Source organism: Bacillus sp. SKDU12 (genome assembly GCF_010093085.1).
In the GTDB taxonomy this organism is placed as follows: Bacteria; Bacillota; Bacilli; order Bacillales; family Bacillaceae; genus Bacillus; species Bacillus mexicanus.
This window is the reverse complement of sequence record NZ_MSRC01000016.1, coordinates 101,361-118,577: the sequence shown is the minus strand read 5'-3', so window position 1 is coordinate 118,577 and position 17,217 is coordinate 101,361. Positions and strand designations below refer to the sequence as shown.

Annotated in this window: 19 protein-coding genes; 14 read left to right on the top strand and 5 right to left on the bottom strand. The window is 45.2% G+C overall.

Features of this window, described 5'->3' with window-relative positions; translation table 11 throughout:
* The first annotated feature begins 98 nt into the window (after window positions 1-98).
* Window positions 99-383 (top strand): DUF1433 domain-containing protein, encoded by a 285-nt coding sequence (locus BTW01_RS13285; protein ID WP_419724074.1) that lies wholly within the window; start codon window positions 99-101, stop codon window positions 381-383.
* A 477-nt stretch (window positions 384-860) separates the two neighbouring features.
* A complete protein-coding gene (locus BTW01_RS13280; protein ID WP_162103432.1) occupies window positions 861-1,205 on the top strand; it encodes a DUF1433 domain-containing protein in 345 nt (114 codons plus the stop codon).
* A gap of 430 nt (window positions 1,206-1,635) precedes the next feature.
* Here BTW01_RS13280 and guaC read toward each other — a convergent pair whose 3' ends face one another.
* Window positions 1,636-2,616 (bottom strand): GMP reductase, encoded by a 981-nt coding sequence (gene guaC, locus BTW01_RS13275; RefSeq protein WP_162103431.1) that lies wholly within the window; start codon window positions 2,614-2,616, stop codon window positions 1,636-1,638.
* A 276-nt stretch (window positions 2,617-2,892) separates the two neighbouring features.
* Here guaC and BTW01_RS13270 point away from each other — a divergent pair, with 276 nt between their 5' ends.
* Complete coding sequence (locus tag BTW01_RS13270) at window positions 2,893-3,033, top strand: hypothetical protein (RefSeq protein WP_162103430.1); 141 nt, start codon at window positions 2,893-2,895, stop codon at window positions 3,031-3,033.
* Between the two features lie 37 nt (window positions 3,034-3,070).
* On the opposite strand, the gene yumC is transcribed toward BTW01_RS13270, so the two are convergent.
* Both yumC and BTW01_RS13260 read right to left on the bottom strand, forming a co-directional pair.
* Window positions 3,071-4,069 carry a ferredoxin--NADP reductase 2 gene (gene yumC, locus BTW01_RS13265; protein WP_162103429.1) on the bottom strand — a complete coding sequence of 333 codons (999 nt, stop codon included), beginning with the start codon at window positions 4,067-4,069 and terminating at the stop codon, window positions 3,071-3,073.
* Between the two features lie 35 nt (window positions 4,070-4,104).
* Window positions 4,105-4,314 (bottom strand): hypothetical protein, encoded by a 210-nt coding sequence (locus BTW01_RS13260; RefSeq protein ID WP_162103428.1) that lies wholly within the window; start codon window positions 4,312-4,314, stop codon window positions 4,105-4,107.
* A gap of 87 nt (window positions 4,315-4,401) precedes the next feature.
* On the opposite strand from BTW01_RS13260, the gene BTW01_RS13255 reads away from it, so the two are divergent.
* The 4 genes from BTW01_RS13255 to BTW01_RS13240 all read left to right on the top strand — a co-directional run bounded on the left by BTW01_RS13255 (window position 4,402) and on the right by BTW01_RS13240 (window position 7,068).
* On the top strand, window positions 4,402-5,622 hold the full coding sequence (locus BTW01_RS13255; RefSeq protein ID WP_162103427.1) for an NAD(P)/FAD-dependent oxidoreductase: 1,221 nt from the start codon (window positions 4,402-4,404) through the stop codon (window positions 5,620-5,622).
* 173 nt (window positions 5,623-5,795) lie between these two features.
* Window positions 5,796-5,939, top strand: coding sequence for a YuiA family protein (locus BTW01_RS13250; RefSeq protein ID WP_162103426.1), 144 nt, complete (start codon window positions 5,796-5,798; stop codon window positions 5,937-5,939).
* Window positions 5,940-5,990: 51 nt separating this feature from the next.
* Window positions 5,991-6,311, top strand: coding sequence for a YuiB family protein (locus tag BTW01_RS13245; protein ID WP_162103425.1), 321 nt, complete (start codon window positions 5,991-5,993; stop codon window positions 6,309-6,311).
* 100 nt (window positions 6,312-6,411) lie between these two features.
* Entirely contained in the window at window positions 6,412-7,068 is a 657-nt protein-coding gene (locus BTW01_RS13240; RefSeq protein WP_162103424.1) for a 3D domain-containing protein, read from the top strand.
* Window positions 7,069-7,095: 27 nt separating this feature from the next.
* Here BTW01_RS13240 and BTW01_RS13235 read toward each other — a convergent pair whose 3' ends face one another.
* On the bottom strand, window positions 7,096-7,572 hold the full coding sequence (locus tag BTW01_RS13235) for a divergent PAP2 family protein (RefSeq protein ID WP_162103423.1): 477 nt from the start codon (window positions 7,570-7,572) through the stop codon (window positions 7,096-7,098).
* Between the two features lie 156 nt (window positions 7,573-7,728).
* Between BTW01_RS13235 and BTW01_RS13230 the strand changes: the two genes are divergently transcribed.
* Window positions 7,729-9,231, top strand: a complete 1,503-nt coding sequence (locus BTW01_RS13230) for a leucyl aminopeptidase (protein ID WP_162103422.1) — start codon at window positions 7,729-7,731, stop codon at window positions 9,229-9,231.
* A 143-nt stretch (window positions 9,232-9,374) separates the two neighbouring features.
* Window positions 9,375-10,703: a Na+/H+ antiporter family protein gene (locus BTW01_RS13225; protein WP_162103421.1), complete on the top strand. Its 1,329-nt coding sequence runs from the start codon at window positions 9,375-9,377 to the stop codon at window positions 10,701-10,703.
* 268 nt (window positions 10,704-10,971) lie between these two features.
* On the opposite strand, the gene BTW01_RS13220 is transcribed toward BTW01_RS13225, so the two are convergent.
* Complete coding sequence (locus BTW01_RS13220; protein WP_162103420.1) at window positions 10,972-11,574, bottom strand: biotin transporter BioY; 603 nt, start codon at window positions 11,572-11,574, stop codon at window positions 10,972-10,974.
* A gap of 101 nt (window positions 11,575-11,675) precedes the next feature.
* Between BTW01_RS13220 and BTW01_RS13215 the strand changes: the two genes are divergently transcribed.
* The 5 genes from BTW01_RS13215 to BTW01_RS13195 all read left to right on the top strand — a co-directional run bounded on the left by BTW01_RS13215 (window position 11,676) and on the right by BTW01_RS13195 (window position 17,203).
* On the top strand, window positions 11,676-12,272 hold the full coding sequence (locus tag BTW01_RS13215) for a sulfite oxidase-like oxidoreductase (RefSeq protein WP_162103419.1): 597 nt from the start codon (window positions 11,676-11,678) through the stop codon (window positions 12,270-12,272).
* A 213-nt stretch (window positions 12,273-12,485) separates the two neighbouring features.
* Entirely contained in the window at window positions 12,486-13,355 is an 870-nt protein-coding gene (gene besA / locus BTW01_RS13210) for a ferri-bacillibactin esterase BesA (RefSeq protein ID WP_162103418.1), read from the top strand.
* Between the two features lie 190 nt (window positions 13,356-13,545).
* Entirely contained in the window at window positions 13,546-14,331 is a 786-nt protein-coding gene (locus BTW01_RS13205) for a 2,3-dihydro-2,3-dihydroxybenzoate dehydrogenase (protein ID WP_162103417.1), read from the top strand.
* A 27-nt stretch (window positions 14,332-14,358) separates the two neighbouring features.
* Window positions 14,359-15,555, top strand: a complete 1,197-nt coding sequence (gene dhbC / locus BTW01_RS13200; protein ID WP_162103416.1) for an isochorismate synthase DhbC — start codon at window positions 14,359-14,361, stop codon at window positions 15,553-15,555.
* Window positions 15,556-15,583: 28 nt separating this feature from the next.
* Entirely contained in the window at window positions 15,584-17,203 is a 1,620-nt protein-coding gene (locus tag BTW01_RS13195) for a (2,3-dihydroxybenzoyl)adenylate synthase (RefSeq protein ID WP_162103415.1), read from the top strand.
* The last annotated feature ends 14 nt before the right edge of the window (window positions 17,204-17,217 follow it).

Genomic DNA, 17,217 nt, shown 5'->3' with positions numbered 1-17,217 from the left:
CGCAAATTTAGTGTGAAATGGTGTTGGAAGGATGAGTTGTTTTGAAAAAACACCTTATTATTGTAATTTTGGTAATTGTAGCAGTCGGAGGTTTTATTGTGAAGAACCACGCCCAGCATAATGAAGGAATTGAAGAATTTAAAACTGCGAAAATACATATGGGAAAATTTTTGAAGGCAAATTACGAAGGCATAGACAGCGTTCAGTTTGAGGATAGATATGAAACAGATCCAATGGGTGGTGTGCAAGTGTTTGGGTATTATAATCAAGATAAAACCAACAAATTTGATGGTATCTACGATCCGACAAATAATAAGATAATGAGCCATAGTGTTGATGCAGTTATGAAAAAAGAGTGCAGAGACAAAGATTGCGAATACTAACAATAGGCGCCAACGAAGGTGTCTATTTTTCTTCATAATATCTGATATAGTTTACCGCTTTTCAAGGTCGTAAGTTATGCTATGTATGCATCTTTTTCGACAATCAATGCACGAACCTCATAGTTAAAATTAATTTTGAATCCTCGGACATTTAAGTTCCTCTCTTTAAAAAAGATTCACTCTTGTTTCCTCAACTAAACTTAAAATTTCACTGATATCTTCAATATTAAAAGTATTGGCCAATTCGCTCAAAATGTCTTTTCCCGTATCTGATTTCGCATTTGTCAGTGAGGTTTCTAAGTGAAAGGTTTTCTTCTTCTAAGATACATCCGATATTCACACTGACTTTTTTCATTGACGAGCGTTTTTTTCGTTTGTATCGATATCCATGCTTTTAATTTATCAGTTAGTCTTTTCGCGGTTAAAGGATTTCTGACTTTATTTTTGTAAAATAAGATAGAAGGGGTTGATTTCCAATTGAAAACGAAAAGGTACATAATGATCCTTATTTTAATAATCATAGCAGTTGGGGGACTTTTTATGAAGCATCAGCATGATCAAAAGGAAAAAGAGATTGCTTTATTCGAAGAAGCTCAGAATCATATGGAAAAGTTTTTAACAACTAACTATAAAGATGTGAATGATATCCATTTTTCTGAGGATTATTATATTAACCCCATGGGTGGTATAACTGTTAAGGGTTATACTAACGGCAAAAAAGAATTTGAAGGTCTATATGATCCAGGCAATAAAGAAATATTGTCATATACGGTTGATGCCGAACCCAAAGAAGAATGTAAAGATAAGCTTTGTACACGATAAATTAGCCCGCTCAATCGAGCAGGGCTGATTTTGTTTTATTGCTCATCCTCTATCCCGTCAACATAAATCAAATAATGCTAATAAAGAATAATGACACGAGATTCTATATGGTGACTTATTGAAATATTAGCGCTATCAACCAATTCAGTGTTCTTTTCGGCTTAGGAAAAAACGAATGCATCTAAGCCGATCCTCATCATTTTTAACTTGTACGACGAACCAATATGAGATTTTGTTGATTTCTATTTTGTACTTTGAGGGGCTTATAATGATAAGGAACTTTGCTTAAGTGAAATATTCACTGTCCGAAAGATGATTCTAAAAAAAATACATTTATATCCTGATAAAGAATGCAGGGACAAGGATTGTGATGACGAAAGGTGAATATCTGTATATAAAAAAGCATCCAAATCTGGATGCTTTTCGTGTGTTAGTGCTTATCCCCATTAAAAATCGAATTCTTCACAACTACATAATCCACATTGCGGATCGCGTCAAGCTTTGTTCCGCCTGCATAAGAAATAGAAGATTGCAGATCCTGCTCCATTTCAATCAGCGTATTTTTGATTGAACCTTTATGTGCCACATGCATTTTCTTGCCTTCTACATTTTTCTTTTCGCCTTTTTGAAATTCAGAGGCTGAGCCGAAGTATTCTTTGTAGAGCTTTCCGTCTTTTTCGATCGTGTGGCCCGGTGATTCTTCGTGTCCGGCAAATAGTGAACCGATCATGACCATTGTGGCGCCGAATCGGATTGATTTTGCGATGTCGCCATGGGTGCGGATGCCGCCATCCGCGATAATCGGTTTGCTGGCTGCTTTGGCACACCAGCGCAGCGCCGCTAATTGCCAGCCGCCTGTACCGAAGCCGGTTTTGATTTTCGTAATACATACTTTTCCCGGACCGATGCCGACCTTAGTGGCATCCGCTCCAGCGTTTTCAAGCTCTCTGACTGCTTCCGGCGTGCCGACATTGCCGGCAATGACAAAGGTGTCTGGCAAATGCTTTTTGAGGTGCTGAATCATCTCGATGACAGCATTTGAATGTCCGTGCGCAATGTCAATTGTCACATATTCGGGAGTGAGATTTTCTTCCGCCAGCTGGCGCACAAACTCGTACTCCACATCTTTGACGCCCACGCTGATAGAAGAGAATAATCCGCGTTTGTTCATATCTTTAATAAAATCAATTCGTGTTTCAGGTTCAAATCGGTGCATCACATAAAAGTAACCGTTTTCGGCTAATTGAATGGCCAGCTTTTCATCTATAATCGTCTGCATATTGGCAGGAACGACGGGCAGTTTGAATGTCCGTCCGCCTAAACGTACAGATGTATCACACTCTGAACGGCTGTTCACAATGCATTTTGCAGGAATTAGTTGGATATCTTCGTAATCAAATACGTTTTCCACTGATTTCACTCCTAAATACGAATATTTTGAAAGTAATTAATTGAAATGTTCGCCTTGTATAATGTACTCTGTTTTATTTAGGATGTCAAACGTTTTTGTTTTTTGCAGGTGTATTCAAGTGCCAAAGCTTGTCATGCACAGTGAGTTTGGGTATGATAGTTTCAACGAATAGTCTTAAAGAGCGAATAAAAATGCGAATGATATACGTTCAGCAAAGCTTGGTTGTTCAGCACCAGGCTTTCTTTATGACAGGGACATGTGAAAGGAGCGAGTGAGATGACGCAAAACGAAGAAAAAACACCGAAATCCCAAAAGGTCCAAGACCGTATTATTATGGCGATGATCTGGATTGTCGCAGCCCTTGTGATTGCGCTGGTCCTTGGAACTGCGTTGAATTATATAAATATCTTCAAATAAAAAAGGAGTTGTGTCGCTGACACAAACTCCTTTTTTATTATTTATTTTCAAAAAGACTTGTTGAGTGAAGAGGCTGTACGCGTGCTTTTGGATCCATGTAAGCCTTGGCGTTGTTCACTGCTGTCGGCGCCTCACCGAAGCCGCTTGCAATTAGATTGACTTTTCCTTCGTATGTGCAAATGTCACCAGCGGCAAAGAAGCCTTCGATGTTTGTTTCCATTGTGGATTTCACGACAATGGAATTTTTCTCGATCTCCAGACCCCAGTTTTTGATCGGTCCAAGAGATGAAACGAAACCGTAGTTAACGATTAAGTCATCAATTTCTAAAATCTCTTTGCGGTCGCCTTTCACTTCTTCAAGTACAAGCTGATCAATTTTGTCTTCTCCGATCAGCTCCGCAGGAACGAATGGTGTTAAGACATTTACCTTCGACGCATGAAGGTTTTCTACACTGTGTTCGTGCGCGCGGAATTTATCGCGGCGGTGAATGATGGATACTTCTTTTGCGATGGGCTCAAGCATAAGTGCCCAGTCAACCGCTGAATCTCCTCCGCCGAGAATTGCCACGCGTCTGCCGGCGAATTTTTGCAAATCGTCAACGAAGTAATGGAGGTTTTTGCCTTCATACTGCTCGGCATTTTCAAGCTCCAGCTTTCTCGGTTTGAATGCGCCGTTTCCTGCAGTAATGATGACTGTTTTAGAATAATGAGTTTCTTCATTTGTCACAAGCTTAAACACGCCGTCTGCTTGCTTCTCAACAGATTCAACCGCTTGCTCCAGACAAATGGTTTGGTCGAATTTCGCCATTTGCTCTTTTAGGTTATTAATTAGCTCCTGTGCGCGGATTTTCGGGAAGCCGGCTACATCGTATATATATTTTTCAGGGTATAGGGCGCTAAGCTGTCCGCCGAGCTGAGGCAGGCTTTCAATGATTTTGACGCTTGCCTGTCTCATGCCTCCGTAAAAAGCGGTGAATAAGCCGACCGGTCCCCCGCCTATAACTGTAATATCATAAACCTTTGTATCCTCTCGCATACGAAAATTGCCTCCTAAATGAAAATTGTTATTAATTATACCATATTGCCGTTAAAATTGACGAGTAAGCGGCAAAAATCATAAGTGTATGGCGTGCGCATTCTTTCTTGAAAATATTTCCGCAGACAGATACGATAAGAACCAAATGATTTGATCTTTTTCTGAATGTTTCCTGAGCCAGCCGGATAGATATGATAGTAGTGCTCTGGGTGAGGATTCGCAAAAAACTTATCAATATATTTCATAAAATCCTGCCAATAAGCTGAAGCTAACACAAAATGATGATTTTATTATTCGTCTAACAAAAGCAAAAAAAAGAGAAGGTGGATGTGATGGCATTGAATAAGCCCAAAATCGTGATTTTAGGTGCAGGTTATGGCGGATTGATGACGGTAACAAGGCTGACAAAGTTTGTCGGGCCGAATGATGCTGATATTACGCTTGTGAATAAACACAATTATCATTATGAAACGACGTGGATGCATGAGGCGAGCGCGGGTACGCTCCATCATGACCGCTGCCGTTATCAGATAAAAGATGTAATCAATCAGTCGCGGGTCAATTTTGTACAGGATACCGTAAAGTCGATCAATATTGATGAGAAAAAAGTTGTGCTTGCGAATGGAGAGCTGCAATACGATTATGTAGTGATCGGGCTCGGTGCTGTGCCCGAAACGTTCGGTATTAAAGGTCTGAAGGAATATGCGTTTCCAATTGCCAATATCAACACGTCGCGCTTGTTGCGGGAACATATTGAGCTGCAGTTTGCGACTTACAATACTGAAGCGGAAAAACGGCCGGACAGGTTAACGATTGTGGTCGGCGGAGCCGGATTTACGGGAATTGAATTTCTCGGCGAGCTGGCGGCCCGCGTGCCGGAGCTTTGCAAGGAGTATGATGTTGACAGAAGCCTCGTGCGCATCGTTTGTGTGGAAGCGGCGCCGACCGTTTTGCCTGGCTTTGATCCTGAGCTTGTCGATTATGCTGTGCATTATTTGGAGGAAAACGGGGTTGAATTTAAAATCGGAACGGCTGTACAAGAATGTACACCAGAAGGAGTCAGAGTCGGGAAAAAAGATGAAGAACCAGAGCAAATCAAATCACAAACCGTTGTATGGGCGGCAGGTGTCCGCGGCCATCCGATTGTAGAAGAAGCCGGTTTTGAAAATATGCGCGGCCGGGTTAAAGTCAATCCTGACCTCCGCGCACCCGGTCATGATAACGCCTTCATTCTTGGCGACAGCTCGCTGTTTATGAACGAAGAGACAGAGCGCCCGTATCCGCCGACGGCACAAATTGCGATGCAGCAGGGAATAACGGTTGCGAAAAACATTGGGAGGCTCATTAAAGGCGGAGAGCTTGAGCCATTCAAGCCGGATATTAAAGGAACGGTTGCTTCTCTTGGCGAGCATAACGCGGTTGGGGTCGTTTATGGCAGAAAGCTGAAAGGCACGCCGGCTTCGTTTATGAAAAAAGTCATCGATAACCGTTCGCTGTTTATGATTGGCGGACTCGGACTCACGCTGAAAAAAGGAAAGTTCAAGTTTTTCTAAAAACCCGCTCTTCGCGGGTTTTCTTTATTGAAAAACGGCAAAATAAAAAGAAAACGAGAGAAAAATAAATATGTTTCCGCTTACATAAGAAGATTTGTCACATGATCTGACTTTATTGTTGACAGCTTGATATGTTATATTATCAGAAAATTGAGAAAAATGGTGATGGTGAGATGAAAACTACAACGACAACCGCTTCATATGCCTGTCCATTTTGCTCGGGAAAAGGGTATTTCCAATTAATTCTCGGCGGTTCAGAGACTTGTCCGTCATGCCAGGGGACAGGAAAAGACAGTCATTCTTTTTCCAGCCGTTGACTTTATTTCTGCCCCCGCGTTACACTAAAAACAACGCAGGGGGTGGGTAGATTGATTAGTTTGCCAGTCGTAATCATCTCAATTGTTTTGTTTTTTGTCTTATTTTTTGGAATCGGTTTCTTATTAAACATGCTGCTGAGAATGTCTTGGATTATGGCTGTGATTTATCCGATTGTATGCCTTTTCATTATCAGCAAGGAAAAGCTGATCAGCTATGTTCAGTCGCCTGGAGAATCCTTTGCTGCCCTGTTTCAACGTGCCGGATCACTAGCGGCCGCCGATGTGCTGATTTTAGCCAGCGGTTTAGCAGGTGCCATCGTCTCTGGTCTAGCGATCAACATGCTCAGAAAAAGAGGATATCAAATGTTTTAAGTGCCGCTTTCTTCTAAAGAAAGCTTTTTTTGTCTTTCTGTTCATTCACCATGCTGAATATGGCTCTCTCCAATTGGGAACAATGTTTCGGGAGAGGTGAATGATGTTGAAGATGATCAGACGTTTGCTGATGGCCTGTTTATTTCTGCTTGCATTTGGCACGACTTTTTTATCAGTATCAGGAATCGAAGCGAAGGACTTGTCAAAATGGGTGCAGGAACATCAAGAAAGATCCTTGAAGCATGCAGGACTGACATTAAAAGCATTGCAGCAGAAAAAAACAAAAACCACGTCCGCGGCTAAGATTAAAACAAAACCGTTAGAAGAAGCATTTGACTGGGACGAGTATCCGGTCCAAAGAGTAACAGCGACAGGCTACACAGCAGGAGCTGAATCGACGGGAAAAAAGCCCGGCGATCCATTATACGGGCTTACATACTCAGGTGTGAAAGTGAAACGTGATTTATACTCCACAGTTGCTGCTGACCCATCCGTTTTTCCGATCGGCACGATTTTATTTATCCCGAACTACGGTCTCGGCGTTGTGGCTGACACAGGATCGGCTATTAAGGGAAACCGCCTTGATCTGTACTTTGAAACCGTAAAAGATGTGTACAATAAATGGGGCAAAAAAGATCTTGATGTATATGTGATTAAAAAGGGAACGGGAAAGGTTACCGAGGACGAGCTTGAGAAGCTCAATGAAACAAAATCGTTGCAGGTGTTCAGAAATCAATATAAAGCTGTGAAAGAATAAAACGCTCCAGCAAAAGCTGGAGCGTTTTTACATAAAAAAGTAAGCAAGTATCAATGCTAGTAAAATGCCTGTTAATCCGCCGAAAAAGACCTCGATCGGCTGATGTCCGAGCAGCTCCTTCAGCTTTTTTTGCTTTTCTTTATTTTCGGCTTTTGGGAAGTCCTTCGCTTCATTTACGAAGCGGTTAAAATCAATGACAAGCTTATTGATGACTGTGGCCTGTTCACCGGCGTGACGTCTGACGCCAGTTGCGTCAAACATAGTAATGACGGCGAAAATGGCAGAAACCGCGAAGAGAGAGGAATCTAATCCATGCTCCAAGGCGACGGCAGTAGAAAGCGCAGTGACCGCTGCGGAGTGAGAGCTTGGCATGCCGCCTGTGCTTGTGACCAGTGACCAGTCCAGCTTTCTGGACACGATAAACTGAATGGGCACTTTAACGACCTGAGCAAAAATAATCGCGGTCAAGCTTGATAATAAAGGAAAATTTGTGAAAAGTTCCATCGGCGACATCCTTTCTATTTAAAAAATCCTTCGTGTTTCAAAAGAAAAAAACAAGTCTTAGACTGTTGTTTGATAAAATAAGTGTAATGGAAAGAATGTTTTTCCTATTATACCATTGTTCATTACAAATACCCATTACGTTAGGAGTGTAAGCCTATGTTTTATGCGATTCAGCAATTAGAGCATACAGAAACCCTTGTCGTCGGGCTTTTTCAAAAAAGCCAGCTGACAGGAAAAGCATTGGAAATTGATGACGTGCTGGAAGGCCATCTGACACAGCTTTTGAAAGATGGTGATGTCTCATCGAAACCGAATCAAGTATCAAAAGTATTCCCCCCATCTTCTGCGGGTATGAAACGAATTTATTTCGTTGGTCTTGGAAGAGAAGCCAATTATTCGTTTGAACAGGCGAAAGAACATTTTGCCCATGTGTTTCAAGCTATTCATAAAGACCGAAAACAAGAAGTAACGGTTCTGCTTGATACGTTTATTTCGGAAGATGTGCCTCCAGCTGATGCCGCTCATGCTTTAGCTGAAAGCTGTTTGCTGGCTTCCTATGAGGTAAAGGATTATAAGCACAAATCGAATGAGCCTGCTAAGCAAATTGAAGCTGTGTACGCCGTTACAGATGAAGATACACAGGAAGTGCGGGCAGGACTTCGCGTCGGTCAGGCCTATGGGCAAGGGACAAATTCAGCAAGAACGCTTGTGAATATGCCGGGGAACATGCTGACAGCCACCGATCTTGCTTCTTATGCAGAGGAGCTTTGTGCGAAATATGATTTTGAGTGTGAGATATTGGAGAAATCAGAGATGGAAGAGCTCGGTATGGGCGGAATACTTGCGGTAAACCAGGGATCGACTGAACCGCCAAAAATGATTGTGATGAAGTATCAGGGCAAAAAGGAATGGGAAAACGTCGTGGGACTTGTCGGAAAAGGGATTACTTTTGATACAGGCGGCTACTCCATAAAAACGAAATCCGGCATTGTAGGCATGAAATCTGATATGGGAGGAGCAGCCGCCATTTTCGGTGCGATGGAAACGATCGGAGAGCTTCGCCCTGAGCAAAACGTGCTGGCGGTTATTCCGTCTACCGACAACATGATCTCCGGCAGTGCGATGAAGCCTGATGATGTCATCGTATCATTAAGCGGAAAAACGATTGAAATCCTCAATACGGATGCTGAAGGAAGACTTGTGCTAGCTGATGGCATTACATATGCAAAACAGCATGGCGCGTCAGCTCTAGTTGATGTGGCTACACTTACCGGCGGTGTCGTTGTAGCATTAGGAAAAGAAACAACCGGCGCTATGACCAATGATCAAAGCTTTTATCAGCAGGTAGCTGATGCTGCACAAGAGTGCGGCGAGGCGATCTGGCAGCTGCCGATAACAGAGAAGGATAAAAAGCGTGTGAAAAGCAGCCAAATGGCGGATCTCAGCAATTCGCCGGGACGAGAAGGACATGCGATTATGGCTGGAACATTTCTTGGTGAATTTGCTGAAGCAACGCCTTGGGTTCACCTTGATATTGCGGGTACTGCCACATCGAATAAAGCAACCTGCTTTGGTCCATCAGGGGCCACTGGCGTCATGGCTAGAACACTGGCAACACTGGCGGAGCGATTTACATTGGACGAAGATAAAAACGTATAATGTGACATGCCTGCTGCCTTCAACAGCAGGCATGTTTTCTTCTGAAATCTTTAGTTGACTAAAGCGTGTCGATTATGATACGATACCTCCATACTTTATTTATCTACTACATTAGCAAACTAAAGGATTTTTGGAGGGGTATCATGAATGCAGTCGTTATCGCAGTGCTGCTTATGCTTGTTTTAAGCCTGCTGCGTGTCAATATTGTTATCGCATTAATTATAGGCGCCTTGGCCGGCGGATTAACAGGCGGGCTTGGTCTTGGCGAAACCGTCAAAGCTTTTACAGACGGTCTTGGCGGAAATGCCACCGTTGCCGTCAGCTACGCCATGCTTGGCGCGTTTGCTGCGGCTTTAACAAAAACAGGTCTTCCGGACGCAATGGTGGAAGCGTCCGTTAAATTAATCGGAAATAAAGAAGACACTCGTAAAAAAGCACTGTCCAAAGTGCTGATTGTGCTGATTATTTTAATGATAGCTTGTTTTTCACAAAACGTGGTTCCGGTTCACATCGCCTTTATCCCGGTGCTGATTCCGCCGCTTTTGAAAATCTTTAATGAACTTGAAATGGACCGCCGTCTGATTGCTTGTGTGATCACATTCGGTTTAACGGCGCCTTATATTTTAGTGCCGATCGGTTTCGGACAAATCTTCCAGGGCATGCTGAAGGACAATATGGCTGATGCAGGGTTAACCGTATCTTTAGGTGATATCCCGTACGCTTTAATGATTCCAGTTGGGGGTATGGTCGTAGGTCTGATTTTGTCAATCATCGTATTCCGTAAGCCAAAGACATATGAAACAAAAGAAATATCCGGTGCAGCCGCTTCTCCCTACACGAAAAAAAGCCTGGCTATCGCGGCTCTTGCCATCGCAGTGTCACTAGGCGTCCAGCTTTATTTATCGCAGACTTTGGGAGTAGAAGGAATGATTATGGGAGCGCTGGCAGGTCTGGTTATTCTGTTTGTCAGCGGTGTGATGAAGCGTGATGAGGCGGACTCACTTATTACAGACGGTATGGTTTTAATGGCCTTTATCGGCTTTGTCATGCTCGTTGCAGCCGGGTTTTCAAATGTATTGACGAAAACCGGAGATGTTGAGGCACTAGTGAAAACAGCGGCTGGCATTATGGGACACAATCAGTCACTAGGTGCATTGCTGATGCTTATTGTCGGCTTGTTCATTACAATGGGGATTGGATCTTCTTTTGCGACGATTCCAGTTATCGCAACCATCTTTGTGCCTCTATGTATGCAGCTCGGTTTCAGTCCGATGGCGACGATTGCGATTATCGGAGCGGCTGCTGCGCTTGGCGATGCCGGTTCACCCGCCAGTGACAGTACGCTTGGACCGACTTCAGGGTTGAGTGCAGACGGCCAGCATCACCACATTTGGGACACTTGTGTGCCGACATTTCTCTTTTACAATATCCCGCTTATCCTCTTTGGCTGGATTGCGGCGCTTGTTTTATAAAGACAAAGGCTTCCCTTTACCGGGAAGCCTTCAGCGTGTCGACAAACCCTTGCATTCGTTGTCAGGCCTGCGCGTCGGTGCTCACGAATTAGAACATTCGCTGTGCTCCGATGCTCGCCCTTCCTAGACTTCAAGGGTTTTCAATCACGCTGAAAAGATAACAAAATCCTAAAAGGTAAACCGTTTTAGGATTTTGTCAACAATCGGAAGGCTTCCCTTTACTGGGAAGCCTTTTCTCGTTATGATAAAAAACCGTCCAAAAGAACGGTTATGTGGATGATATGTGATTTCTGTTAAAGCCGGTTGCTTTATGGATCGAGCGGTAGAGCGCAGGAGCGATAAACGTCAGTATCACAGCCAGCGCTGTGTCCTTTACCATAAACCAAGTCATATACCCCCAAGCTGTGCTGTAGCTTACTGGCGTATGAATCCACAGCTTCAGTGCAAGATACGTATAGGTCGTGCCGATAATATACATGATGGCTGTTCCGATAAGTGAAGCTATCAAAAATTGAGTTTTGCGAGGGTGAATTTTGCGTTCTAAAAACCATCCTGCTGCAAATGCTGCCGGAATGTATGAAAGAATAAATCCGCCGCTTTGACCGACAAATGGTGCAAGGCCGGCTGAAAACTTAGCAAACACGGGCGCTCCAGCCAATCCGACCATCGCATAGACGATCATGGCAATCGCTGCTCGTTTGCTGCCGAGAAGCAAGGCCGCCAAGAGACAGAAAAAAGGCTGCATCGACAGCGGAATACCGGCCACTTGAAAAAAAGGTGCCACTGATGTAATGTTGGCGCCAACGGCCATAAGCGCGGCGAACATGCCGATCAGAGCCATATCTCCCGCGCGAAGTGGATGTCGTTTCATTGTTGTTCCCCCTTAGGTTTACATACACAATCATAGCGTAATAAAGAACATAAAGGTTGTCAACATGAATTGAAAAAAGGTTAACAAAAGGAGGATTCTGTATGTATTTCGGAAAAACAAAGCAATCCGATCAATCGGGAAGAGTGCCGCCAAACCAAAATGTTACAACTTCATTTCCTGTACTTCATACAGGAAGTGTCCCATATTACGAGGATTTAGCGAAATGGAATCTTCAAATATACGGATTGGTTGACCATCCCATGCTGCTAAGCTTTGAAGATGTCAAAGCCTTTCCTCAGCACGAATCAAAAAATGATATCCACTGCGTCACTGGCTGGTCAAGGCTTGATAATGTGTGGCAAGGCGTAAGGGCACGTGATATCGCGGAAAAAGCGGGTGTGAAAGAAGAAGCGGGCTACGTCATTTTACATGCGGAAGAGGGCTGGACCACTAATCTGCCGCTTGATGATTTTTTGGCTGACACTTCGCTTTTGGCTTATATGCATAATGGTGAACCTTTATCGCCTGAACACGGCTTCCCGCTGCGAGGCGTGTTTCCGCATCTATATTTTTGGAAAAGCGCCAAGTGGCTGCGCGGTATCCAATTTACGAAGGAGAACCACTCTGGCTTTTGGGAGCAGAACGGCTATCACATGAGAGGAGATCCTTGGCAAAACCAAAGATTCACATGGGATTAAAGTTCTGTTTTCAGTAGGGATAATGTCATGTTTGTCAAGGCTTGATTCCGCTGTTGATAGTCTTAAGGTACCTTATTCGATGAAGGTGCCTTTTTTATTTGGGAAAAAGTTGACTTTCTTTGGATAAGAACCTATTATTTGAGTTATATAATTGATAGTGAAAATCATTATCAATAATTACGGTTTATTTTTAGGAGAGGAATGTCGTACTGCATGAATGAGAAAACAACAGACTGGGCTAAAAGCGGAGTACAAAACGCGTTTACCATTCCTGGTACAGAAGTGCGGAAGATGTTTTCACGAGATGAAAACCGTGCCTATCAAATTTTCATCTCGAAACCATGTACGTCTCCGCCGCCCACTGGTTATCCGGTTATTTATCTGCTGGATGCCAATTCTATCTTCGGAACGATGGCTGAAGCCGTTCGAATACAAGGGCGCCGTCCTGAAAAAACTGGCGTGATCCCTGCTGTGATCGTCGGTATCGGCTATGAAACAGCAGAACCATTCTCCTCAGCGCGTCACCGGGATTTTACGATGCCGACAGCTCAATCAAAGCTGCCGAAAAGGCCTGACGGAAAAGCTTGGCCGGAGCATGGCGGAGCAGAGGGCTTTTTCAGATTTATTGAGGAAAAGCTGAAACCACAGATAGAACGAGATTATCCAATTGACAGAAACAGACAAACAATCTTTGGGCACTCGCTTGGCGGGCTGTTTGTGCTGCAGGTTCTATTATCAAAGCCGAATGCGTTTCAAACATATGTCGCGGGGAGTCCCTCCATCCATTGGAATAAACCGTTTATTCTCGAGAAAGCGGACCATTTCGCCTCGCACTTCAAGAAACACAGCCAGCCTATCAATCTCCTGCTTGCCGCAGGAGAATGGGAGCGGCATCATAAAAGCGGAATGAATGATAATGCAAGGGAGCTTTACGAGCGGCTGGGCGCTTTATCGGAATATGGCGTCCGAGCAGATTTTTGTGAGTTTTCAGAAGAAGGGCATATTTCAGTTCTTCCTGTTTTGGTCAGCCGGGCGCTTCGTTTTGCACTTCACCCCGACGGACCGCATCTATCAATAGGCTGAGACTTCCTCAGCCTTGTTTCTAAAAATAAAGGATTCATCATTGAAATTATATTTGACTGTCACGTGACATTTGGATATGATTATTTTTATAATTGATAATGATAATCATTATCAATTAATGTTGTGAGGTGCAAAAGTCTTTTCCACCGGCTATCCGTTCGGCATCAAAAGTAAGAAAGGAATTGATGATATGACTGAAATGGATATAAAGGGAAAAATTGCTTTGATTACAGGAGCTGCCCAAGGGATTGGTGAAGCTGTTGCGCGGACGTTGGCCGGCCAAGGCGCACACATTGCAGCCGTTGATTATAATCCTGAAAAGCTGGGACAGGTTGTGAACAGCCTGAAAGCGGAAGGCTGCGATGCGAATGCTTTTGCCGCGGATGTAAGGGACAGCGCGGCGGTTGACGAGACCACGGCGCGCATTGAGCATGAAATCGGACCGATTGATATTTTAGTGAATGTAGCGGGAGTCCTTCGCCCCGGATTGATCCATTCACTCAGCGATGAGGAATGGGAAGCCACGTTTTCAGTGAATTCGACTGGCGTATTTAACGCCTCGCGTTCAGTCAGCAAATATATGATGGGCCGGAGATCAGGTTCGATTGTAACAGTGGGATCAAATGCTGCCGGTGTGCCAAGGACATCTATGGCGGCATATGCCTCTTCAAAAGCTGCAGCTGTGATGTTTACGAAATGCCTTGGCCTCGAGCTTGCAGAATATAATATCCGCTGCAATATTGTGTCACCCGGATCTACGGAAACAGACATGCAGTGGTCATTATGGGCCGATGACAATGGAGCAGAGCACGTCATTAAAGGATCACTTGAGACATTTAAGACGGGAATCCCGCTCAAAAAACTGGCTCAGCCTTCGGATATAGCAAACGCCGTGCTCTTTTTGGTTTCCGGCCAGGCGGGGCATATTACGATGCATAATTTATGTGTCGATGGCGGCGCGACCTTAGGCGTGTAACTCAATTTAAAAGGGAGGTTTATAAGAATGTTGGAACAAAACGTGATATCACAAACCAAAGCGGACCATTTGCTTCATGAGTATCAGCCGGGTGCTTTTTTCTTAGCTTCTCCTCAGCGCGTCCTGCTGGCGAAAGGCGTATGTGAAATCGTGCCGAAAGCAGACGGGAATAACCAAATTGAATCCCTTTCTGTTCGGATAGCAGAGGCGCTGAATCAGGCAAAACACTCGGGACAAAGCCGTCCGCTTGTTGTCGGAGCCGTTCCTTTTGATCATATAAAAGCAGCGCGCCTCATTGTTCCTGAAGAAGTGCACTGGTCAGGACCGCTTCAATTTGACCGTGCGGATAAGGAACAGCAGCCTAAGCATACATACCACATAGAGCCTGTTCCTGCACCAGAGGATTATAAACATGGTGTCAAACAAGGTCTGGCGCTCATTGACAATGGGACACTCAGCAAGATCGTCCTATCTAGGTCATTGCATTTGACCACGTCTGAACCGATTCAGACAGATGAACTGCTTCACCATCTGGCGCAGCATAACACACACGGCTACACGTTTGCCGCTGATGTGTCCGGCGAAGCGGAAACGGCTTCTTTCCGAACACTGCTCGGTGCAAGTCCGGAGCTTCTCGTTTCAAGAATGGGGACTCAAGTTGTTTCCAATCCATTAGCCGGGTCAAGACCTCGCAGTGACGATCCTGCTGAAGATCAGCGCAGGGCTGCTGAATTGCTTTCTTCCGCTAAGGATCTCCATGAGCATGCGGTTGTAGCTGCCGCGGTTGTGTCCGCACTGCGTCCTTTCTGCCGGACGCTGGATGTTCCAGAGCAGCCTTCGTTGATCAAAACCGAGACGATGTGGCATCTGTCCAGTGTGATTAAGGGAGAGCTATCCGATCCGTCCGTGACCGCACTGGAATTGGCAGCTGCGCTCCATCCGACGCCGGCAGTCTGCGGTACACCGACTGAGCTTGCAAGAGAAGCGATTCACAGCATTGAACCGTTTGACCGAGGCTTCTTTACCGGCATGGTCGGCTGGTGTGACGATGCGGGTGACGGAGAATGGATTGTCACGATCCGCTGCGCTGAGGCAGAAGACCGCTCACTTCGTCTGTATGCAGGAGCTGGTGTTGTTGCCGGATCAAAACCAGAGGACGAGCTTCAGGAGACATCCGCGAAGTTTCGGACAATGCTTCGGGCAATGGGCGTGAATCACATATGATCAGAATGAATTGCTGGAGGGATACAACATGCTGAATGGATTTACTCCTTGGCCTGAAGAGTTAGCAGAGACATATCGGAAAAACGGCTGCTGGGCCGGTGAGACGTTTGGAGATTTGTTAAGAGACCGGGCTGCGAAATATGGCGATCGCATCGCAATTACATGCGGGAACACTCATTGGAGCTATCGAGAGCTTGACATAAGAGTTGATCGTCTGGCTGCCGGCTTTCAGAAGCTCGGCATTCAACAGATGGATCGTGTCGTGGTACAGCTGCCGAATATCGCAGAGTTTTTTGAAGTCATTTTCGCGCTTTTCCGTCTGGGAGCGCTCCCAGTCTTCGCACTGCCTTCACATCGAAGCAGTGAAATTACATATTTTTGCGAGTTTGCGGAAGCGGCAGCTTATATCATTCCCGACTCTTACTCAGGCTTTGACTACCGATCACTCGCCAGACAGGTTCAAAGCAAACTGCCGTCTTTGAAGCACGTTATAGTCGCAGGTGAAGCGGAGGAATTTTTGCCTCTGGAGGCGCTGCACACAGAACCTGAAAAACTGCCTGAAGTCAAATCTTCGGATGTGGCGTTTCTCCAGCTTTCCGGCGGAAGCACCGGCTTATCAAAGCTGATCCCGCGGACTCATGATGACTACATATACAGTCTGCGGCGGAGTGTAGAGGTCTGCTGGCTCGACCGCAGCACGGTGTACTTGGCAGCGCTGCCGATGGCACACAATTACCCGCTAAGCTCGCCTGGGGTTCTCGGCGTTTTATACGCTGGAGGAAGAGTGGTTTTATCTCCTTCTCCAAGTCCTGATGATGCATTTCCTTTGATTGAACGGGAACAAGTCACGATTACCGCTCTTGTTCCGCCCCTTGCAATGGTATGGATGGATGCGGCATCCTCACGCAGTGACGATTTATCCAGCCTTCAAGTACTGCAGGTCGGAGGTGCTAAATTCAGCGCTGAAGCCGCACGCAAGGTGAAAGCAGTATTCGGCTGCACGCTGCAGCAGGTGTTCGGAATGGCAGAGGGGCTTGTCAATTATACGAGACTTGATGACCCTGAGGAAGTGATTGTCAACACCCAAGGAAAACCGATGTCTCCATACGATGAAGTACGCGTGTGGGACGATCAGAATCGCGACGTGAAACCCGGTGAAGCAGGACATCTGCTGACGCGGGGACCGTACACGATTCGAGGTTACTATAAGGCAGATGAGCATAATACCACTTCTTTTACAGAGGACGGTTTTTACCGCACAGGGGATATCGTCAGGCTGACATCAGACGGCTATATTGTCGTTGAAGGCCGGGCGAAGGATCAAATTAACCGCGGAGGAGAAAAGGTTGCGGCAGAAGAGGTAGAAAATCATCTGCTGGCACATCCGGCTGTCCATGATGCCGCAATGGTTTCCATGCCTGACCAATTTCTTGGCGAAAGATCTTGTGTGTTCATTATTCCCCGGGATGAAGCCCCAAAAGCAGCAGAGCTCAAAGCGTTTTTGAGAGAGCGCGGACTGGCGGCATACAAAATCCCCGACCGGATTGAATTTGTCGATTCCTTTCCGCGGACAGGGGTCGGCAAAGTCAGCAAAAAAGCGCTTCGTGAAGCCATTGCCAAAAAGCTTCTTGCAGGATCAAAAAAATAACATAAACAACAATT

Excerpts from the sequence above, each read along its gene's own strand:
- BTW01_RS13255 (WP_162103427.1), top strand. The coding sequence starts at position 4,402 with ATGGCATTGAATAAGCCCAAAATCGTGATTTTAGGTGCAGGTTATGGC.
- BTW01_RS13220 (WP_162103420.1), bottom strand. The coding sequence starts at position 11,574 with ATGAAACGACATCCACTTCGCGCGGGAGATATGGCTCTGATCGGCATG.
- BTW01_RS13250 (WP_162103426.1), top strand. The coding sequence starts at position 5,796 with ATGAAAACTACAACGACAACCGCTTCATATGCCTGTCCATTTTGCTCG.
- besA (WP_162103418.1), top strand. The coding sequence starts at position 12,486 with ATGAATGAGAAAACAACAGACTGGGCTAAAAGCGGAGTACAAAACGCG.
- BTW01_RS13230 (WP_162103422.1), top strand. The coding sequence starts at position 7,729 with ATGTTTTATGCGATTCAGCAATTAGAGCATACAGAAACCCTTGTCGTC.
- dhbC (WP_162103416.1), top strand. The coding sequence starts at position 14,359 with ATGTTGGAACAAAACGTGATATCACAAACCAAAGCGGACCATTTGCTT.
- BTW01_RS13270 (WP_162103430.1), top strand. The coding sequence starts at position 2,893 with ATGACGCAAAACGAAGAAAAAACACCGAAATCCCAAAAGGTCCAAGAC.
- BTW01_RS13205 (WP_162103417.1), top strand. The coding sequence starts at position 13,546 with ATGACTGAAATGGATATAAAGGGAAAAATTGCTTTGATTACAGGAGCT.
- BTW01_RS13225 (WP_162103421.1), top strand. The coding sequence starts at position 9,375 with ATGAATGCAGTCGTTATCGCAGTGCTGCTTATGCTTGTTTTAAGCCTG.
- BTW01_RS13260 (WP_162103428.1), bottom strand. The coding sequence starts at position 4,314 with ATGAAATATATTGATAAGTTTTTTGCGAATCCTCACCCAGAGCACTAC.
- BTW01_RS13240 (WP_162103424.1), top strand. The coding sequence starts at position 6,412 with ATGATGTTGAAGATGATCAGACGTTTGCTGATGGCCTGTTTATTTCTG.
- BTW01_RS13235 (WP_162103423.1), bottom strand. The coding sequence starts at position 7,572 with ATGGAACTTTTCACAAATTTTCCTTTATTATCAAGCTTGACCGCGATT.
- BTW01_RS13215 (WP_162103419.1), top strand. The coding sequence starts at position 11,676 with ATGTATTTCGGAAAAACAAAGCAATCCGATCAATCGGGAAGAGTGCCG.
- BTW01_RS13195 (WP_162103415.1), top strand. The coding sequence starts at position 15,584 with ATGCTGAATGGATTTACTCCTTGGCCTGAAGAGTTAGCAGAGACATAT.
- yumC (WP_162103429.1), bottom strand. The coding sequence starts at position 4,069 with ATGCGAGAGGATACAAAGGTTTATGATATTACAGTTATAGGCGGGGGA.